The 6,899-nt window shown below is 38.2% G+C and carries 4 protein-coding genes; 3 read left to right on the top strand and 1 reads right to left on the bottom strand.

The genetic code is table 11. The annotated features are described in order from the left end of the window. Window positions 1–225: 225 nt before the first annotated feature. A complete protein-coding gene (locus AC5KOD_RS03345) occupies window positions 226–1,863 on the bottom strand; it encodes a PucR family transcriptional regulator (protein WP_496913121.1) in 1,638 nt (545 codons plus the stop codon). A gap of 556 nt (window positions 1,864–2,419) precedes the next feature. On the opposite strand from AC5KOD_RS03345, the gene AC5KOD_RS03340 reads away from it, so the two are divergent. The 3 genes from AC5KOD_RS03340 to fdrA all read left to right on the top strand — a co-directional run. Then, window positions 2,420–3,664, top strand: a complete 1,245-nt coding sequence (locus tag AC5KOD_RS03340; protein WP_496913122.1) for a citrate transporter — start codon at window positions 2,420–2,422, stop codon at window positions 3,662–3,664. A 46-nt stretch (window positions 3,665–3,710) separates the two neighbouring features. Beyond that, window positions 3,711–4,934: an amidohydrolase family protein gene (locus AC5KOD_RS03335; protein WP_496913120.1), complete on the top strand. Its 1,224-nt coding sequence runs from the start codon at window positions 3,711–3,713 to the stop codon at window positions 4,932–4,934. Between the two features lie 235 nt (window positions 4,935–5,169). Beyond that, window positions 5,170–6,899, top strand: a 1,730-nt coding sequence (fdrA, locus tag AC5KOD_RS03330; protein WP_496913119.1) for an acyl-CoA synthetase FdrA, incomplete at its 3' end; no start/stop codon positions are given.

Genomic DNA, 6,899 nt, shown 5'->3' with positions numbered 1-6,899 from the left:
AGACAAAACTTCAAGGAGGAATACTACGACCTCTATCTGTACGAAATAATCATACCCCTTATGGGGATGAAAAGGAACTATCAGAATAAATCTGATAACCTTATTATACGAGGAGGAGAGACGACGTCTCACCCTCCTTTTATTTCGTGTATGTTATGTAACAAACTCGCCTCAAAATTTACTTAGCGCTCGGAGCAAAACAATCTTATGTTCCAGTGCCTTTTTTTAATTAGCTAAGTCTTTATTACTCATCAATCGATGAAGTCTCAGGCCGATTTGTAATTGCAAAATTTCTTCGGGATTGTCGAAGTCTAGTTTAACTAATTCATGAATTTTTTCAATTCGATAACTCACTGTTTTATAGTGAATAAATAATTGTTCAGCTGTTTTTTTCAAGCTTTGATTAAAATCTAAATAATAACTTAGGGTTTCAATCCAATCTGGATAGGTTGTGATAATCAATTGAAGCTTCTTAGGAATATATTTTTGATAATCCTGAAAAGGGATCAGATCGCCAAACATGCGATAAATCCCTAAATCTTCGTAGGTCAAAACAAAGGAATCAGAAAAAAAGAGCGTGGCCTGTTGCACAATTTGCAAGGATTTTTTAGCTTCAATGTGAATCTCATCAAGTAAAGCGGCATCGCTGATACCAACATGACAAAGAATGGGGTCATCTTGCCAATTTTCGTGAATCCGATGTAAGTCAGCACTAAAGCGTTTTTGTTCTAGCTCACTATGATCGGCTTTAACAATTAGAATTATTCGATTACTACGCACACGATAAGTTATCCGAGGGTAATATTGTAGAAGTTTTAAGACGAGTTTTTCGCCGATTTCTTTTTGCTTCTTACGTACATCAAAACTAGGTTTTTCCGAGAGAGTATGATTACTAAATTGCCAAACAACTACCCGATATTCTACTTGTTCATCTAGCTTTAACAATTGAGCATACTCTGAAAGTTGCTCTTTAGAATGACATTTACCATATAAGACATCGTCAAAAATGTCATTAAAATAATTTTGTTTTACTTCATTAATACTATTTTGTTTTAATAATTCCAATTGCAGAGCAATGATACTATTCTCAATGGCCATAAAATCCATTTCACCAACGGGGTCATTTATTTCATGAATGATTAAGTAGCTAGTCCCAACAGCACTATTTTTGACAGGAATTAACAGTTGATAGTAATTATTATCCGGTAGAGCATCGTAGCGGACCGTCTGCCGATAGCACTCGAAGTTCAGATTTTTTTGTTTAAGTGGTAACTCACTGATAACGCGGTAGTCTTTAAAACGAGCATCGGTTTGAAAAAGAGGCTGTTGGCGATTTTTATAGAAAGAGACTGGATTGTGGATGAACCCCTCTAATGCGATAAGAGTATTTTTAAAGCCGGCATCCTTTTGATTTAATGCGAGCGTCATTAGATGCTGATGAACAATTCGATAATGATCCAATAGTTTAGCTTTATGATTAAACAGTGTTTGCATCACTTCAATCATAATGGTTTCATAAGCGACTGATCCGGGAATTTGAATGATAGGAAAATCGTACATGGCAGCGCCAGAAAGTATTCCTTGAGGGATATCTTCTACAAATCGACGTGTTTTGATAATTAAGCCACTAATATCTAAATTCACTAGTTTTTTTATGAAATTTTCTTGTTCAGCGATTGAAAAATCTTGAATACTATATAAACTACTCAACAATAATTGTCCAGCAGATGCCCATTTCTCTACGTCGGGCGCCTCCATAATCATAATATTTCCGACTTCTTTTGTAAGACCGAGTTGGCCCTCTAATAACTTAGCTTCACTTAGAGATGGCAAAGCTAAGATGTGTTGAACTGACATTGGCATGGTAATTCCTCCTGAATGATGAGCTAAGTAGCCGAATAAAGAATTATAACACGTTGTTAAGGAGAGTTTTAAGCAAAATACTCGACGTACAGTAAAATGATAACTATAATTGTGCAGAATGTCTATGAAAAAGTTCCCGTTTATCTATTGTAGATAAGAAAACGCTTCCTGTTTATCTCATGGCATAAATGGCAGTCGCTTGAATTAGGTTTAAAATAAATAGTGAAATAAGAACTGAGACATTCAGCAACTGTTGGATCAAAGAAAGTTGCAATGAATTTGAAGGGAGTGGGGAGTGCAAAGGGGAATTGACTAGACAATTAGCAAGCATTTATTTGTAAATTAGTTATACGGCCTTGATTTTCTTTGATAGTATGATAGAAACGAACGTGATAGGTCAGCGGTGAAGAGGTAAACTCATAAGAAAAAGGAGTGTTTCAAGATGAATAAAAAGAAGCAGTTAGGGGTAGCTGGTTTAAGTGTTATTATCAGTTTATTAATAGCCCATCCAGTACTTGCGGCAGGAATCGAAGCGACTAAGACGCCAACTGGGTTTATGGCAGTATTGACAATCATTCCATTGTTGATAGTATTAACGTTATTATTTCTAAAAGTAGATATGATTATTGCTGGGCTTGCCGGTGGAGTTGTGGCGATGGTAATTGGTGGCGTAAGCTTAGCTGATGCGAACACACAATTGCTTGAAGCCGTTCCAAGTATGTTGTCAATCACTGTGCCGATTATTAACTCAGCAGTTGCCATGGCAGTTTTTAAATCTGGAGGCTACACGGCTGCGTTAACACTAGCTAAACGTGGCACAAAAGGAAAAGTTGAATATGTCTCAGCTTTTATTGTGATTTTGTTGGCGGCAGCGACTTATATGTCAGGAATCGGTGGCGGTAGTGCGATGGTTATTGCTCCACTAGCTTTTGCGGCTGTAGGAGCTGTGCCCGAATTAATTGCAGCAATGTCATTAGCAGCAGCTGTGTCATTTACTACCTCTCCAGCTTCGTTAGAATCTAGTATTGTTTCTAAATTAGGTGAGTTTCCAGTTGCTGATTATGTGGCCGCAATGCGTCCATTTTGGTTGTTTTTCTTAGTTCTAGCAATTGGTTTAGCCTTTTGGGGAACAAAACGTCGTAATCTTGGGTTCAAGGAAGAAGAAAACAACGAGTACGATACTTTTTCAAATGGTCAACTATTTAAAATGACGTTGCCAGCTATTTTCTTGTTATTTGCGGTTATCTTTGGCCCACTAGTGAATCAAGCAACAGGAATTACAATCTTTACACCAATGGTTTATATGATTGTTACACTGGCTTTAATATTCGTTTGTACTAAATTCAATATGAATGAATCAGTTGAAGCGATGATCGATGGGTCAACATACATTCTAACTCGTTTATTCCAAGTAGGGATTTTCTTAGCATTCATTAACGTGATTGCCCAAACAGGGACATTTGCAGTAATTGCGGGTGTAGCGAAAGCAGCGCCAACAGCAATTGTTGTTCCAGTTGCAGTCTTAACTGGAATCTTGATTGGGATACCAGCTGGGGCTTATGTTGGATCAGTGTTAACCCTTGTCTTACCAGTCGCAGTTTCACTAGGCTTTACACCATTGGCTTTAGGGTTTGTTACCATTGGAGTAGGTCTTGGTAGTCAAATGAGTTTTGTTAACATAACAATGCAAGCTTTATCTTCAGGTTTCCAAACACCTATTTTGGATATCGTAAAAGGAAACATCAAATGGATTAGCTTAGCATCTGTGATTTTACTTATTATTTCACTTATTTTTGGATAATCGGATCAATGAAGCAGATAGATTAAAATTGTAGGAGGACTAACAAATGGATATTTTATTTAAACAAGTGCGGTTAAATGATGGCGAGGAATTACAAGATGTGGCAATTAACGATGGCAAAATCGTGGCGATTGCAGATAATATTACAGAGTCGGCAGAACGTGTCATTGAAGCAGATGGACGTGTATTAATTCCGGGATTTGTGGAAAGTCACATTCATTTGGACAAAGCATTGATTGCGGATCGTAAGCCTAATCAATCGGGAACATTACAAGAGGCAATCCAAGTAACAGCCGAATTGAAACCAACTTTTACAAGTGAGGATGTCTACACTCGTGCTAAATCTGTATTAGATTTAATTGTTGCTCGCGGTGTGACAACAATTAGAACTCATTCTGAGTTTGATCCTGCTCAAGGATTTACAGGCTTTGAGATGATTTTAAAATTGAAAGAAGAATATAAAGATTTAGTAGATATTCAAGTGGTCGCGTTTCCTCAAGAAGGAATTTTTAAAGCATTAGGAACAGAAAAAATGATGTATGAAGCAATGGAAATGGGTGCTGATGTCGTTGGTGGCATTCCATATAACGATGCGCCTGCAAATGACCATATTGATTTGATTTTTGAAATTGCTAAGAAGTATGACAAGGACATTGATTTACATCAAGATTTTGCTGATGAAGCAGACAATATGTCAATCGAGTACTTATGTAACAAAACGATCTCTGAAGGTTACCAAGGACGTGTTTCAGTTGGGCATTTAACAGCTTTACATGCGTTGCCACCAGAAAAACTAGCGCCAATCATTGCTTTAATGGCTGAAGCAAATATTAGCGTTATGGCATTACCAGCTACAGATTTACACTTAGGTGCTCGTAATGACACGTACAATGTTCGTCGGGCTGTTACACCTATTCGAAAATTGCGAGACGGTGGTGTCAATGTATGTATTGCGACGAATAATATTCGCAATGCGTTTACACCTTATGGAAATGGCGATATTTTGCAAACAGCAATGCTTGCCATTCCTGTTGCTCACTTAGGTGGGGCAGCTGATTTACCAACGGTCTTACCGATGATTACTGACAATCCGGCTCGTGCGATTGGCCTAAAAAATTACGGGACAGCTGTTGGCAAACAAGCAGACGTTGTGTTACTCGACACAAAGGTCAAAACCAATAGTGTGATCGACATACCAGAGCGATTAGTTGTTGTAAAAAAGGGTCGCGTAACCGTTGAAAATTCGAGAGAAACAGTTGTTTACCGCTAATCAAGTAGTTATGATGGTGGCCCATTAGTTACAAAATAATAGCTAACTAAAACCTCAGTGTCAGAGTAACTATGCCTTAACAATTAAGTGAAGCGTAGGAAAGTAGCCACTGAGGTTTTAGGAGCTGGAACATAAAAAATAACAACGTGCAAAGGAAGTTTTAACTCGTTTATCACGTAATAGTTGTGAAAATAAGACAAGGGTAATAAAAATAAATACAAGGTGGATGAGACATATGCTACAAACAATCATCAAGAAAAATAGCTATCAAGATTCAGTTGTGTTAATGCTGTTAACAAGTAAATTAAATCAATTACCAAGCGTTGAACGTGTATCGATTATGATGGGAACACCTGCTAATAAGGACATTTTGATTTCTGGTGGCTTTGATACTCCAGAGATGGCAGAGGCAACATCAAATGATATGTTAGTGATGCTTGAAGTTCAATCAGAGGATGATACTCAAGCGATACTTGATCTCATTGATGAAGAGTTGATGAATGAAAAGGAAGGATCTGGTGAGGCGAAAGAAACAATAAACACATGGGAGAAGGCTCTTAAAGCGTTACCTGATGCTAATGTAGCCTTGATTTCTATTCCTGGTGTATACGCAGCGTTGGAAATTGAAAAAGCGATTGATAATGGATTAAATGCATTTGTTTTTAGCGATAATGTCTCTCTTGAAGAAGAAGCTCGCTTAAAAAGAAAAGCTCATGATAAAGGTTTATTAGTAATGGGACCTGACTGTGGGACAGGGGTCATTCATGGCTTACCGCTAGCTTTTACTAACAATATTCGTAAAGGTAAGATTGCCGTGGTTGGTGCATCTGGGACAGGAATTCAAGAAGTCACGACGCTCATTCATCGCTATGGTCAAGGCGTAACGAATGCAATTGGTACGGGTGGTAGAGACTTGTCGACAGCAGTTGGTGCCGTATCGATGATTGACAGTATTAATGCACTAAATGCCGATGCTGATACTGAGGTGATTGTAGTGATTTCAAAACCACCTGCTAAAGCAATCGAAGCCCATGTTTTAGATGTTTTACGTAAAATAGAGAAGCCAGTGGTCACGTTATTTTTGGGGTCAAAACCAACTGTTCACGAAGAAAACTTATATCACGCTTACACCTTAGAAGAAGCGGCTCAATTAGCAACTAAGCTAATGACTAATGAGCCCGTTACTTATACGCCAGCTCCTGTTAAAGAGGTAAGTGTTTCGACACAAGCACAAGGCATTAAAGGGTATTATTCAGGTGGAACTTTAGCATATGAAGCAGCTTTCCTATTGGCTGATGCACTAAATGTGACGGATAACGATCATCAAGAGGGCTATATTTTACAAGCTGGTCCACATGAAATTATCGACTTAGGCGATGATCTGTATACTAATGGAAAACCTCATCCAATGATCGACCCAGAAATTCGGATTGCAAAAATTGAGTCAGTGATTGAGCAACATGAAACTGCTGTTGTTGTCTTTGATGTGGTTCTTGGATACGGGGCACATACTGATATGGCGACTGCTTTAAAAGAATCGATTGAAAAAGTTAAGTTGGCTCGTCCAGACGTGTTGTTTGTGGGGATTGTTGTCGGGACAGATGCCGATAAGCAAGGATTTGAACAACAGGTAGAGATTTTAGAAGAAACAGGCGTGATTGTGTGTCAAAATAATGTCCAAGCCATTCGTACAGCAATTGCAGCTGTTTGTGGGGAGTTGACATTTGTTCAGAAAGAAATTGTTGCTAAATTACCAAGCACTTTACCAAGCTTGCCGACGATTTCTCCTGAGTTGGCTAATTTAATTGCAACAACACCAAAAGTAATCAATATTGGCTTACAAAGTTTTACCGAATCGATCACAGATAATGGTGGAGAAGTGGTTCACTTCGATTGGCGACCATCAGCCGGTGGCGATGTTAAGCTTCAAAATGTCTTGTATTTCTTATCAAATTACGAGTTCAC

The sequence above is a fragment of the Vagococcus sp. WN80Y genome, assembly GCF_059621045.1.
This window is presented reverse-complemented; position numbering and strand designations above follow the sequence as displayed.

What these genes read in the sequence shown, in the direction of transcription:
- AC5KOD_RS03345 (WP_496913121.1), bottom strand. Translation starts at nt 1,863, where the DNA reads ATGCCAATGTCAGTTCAACACATCTTAGCTTTGCCATCTCTAAGTGAA.
- AC5KOD_RS03335 (WP_496913120.1), top strand. Translation starts at nt 3,711, where the DNA reads ATGGATATTTTATTTAAACAAGTGCGGTTAAATGATGGCGAGGAATTA.
- AC5KOD_RS03340 (WP_496913122.1), top strand. Translation starts at nt 2,420, where the DNA reads ATGGCAGTATTGACAATCATTCCATTGTTGATAGTATTAACGTTATTA.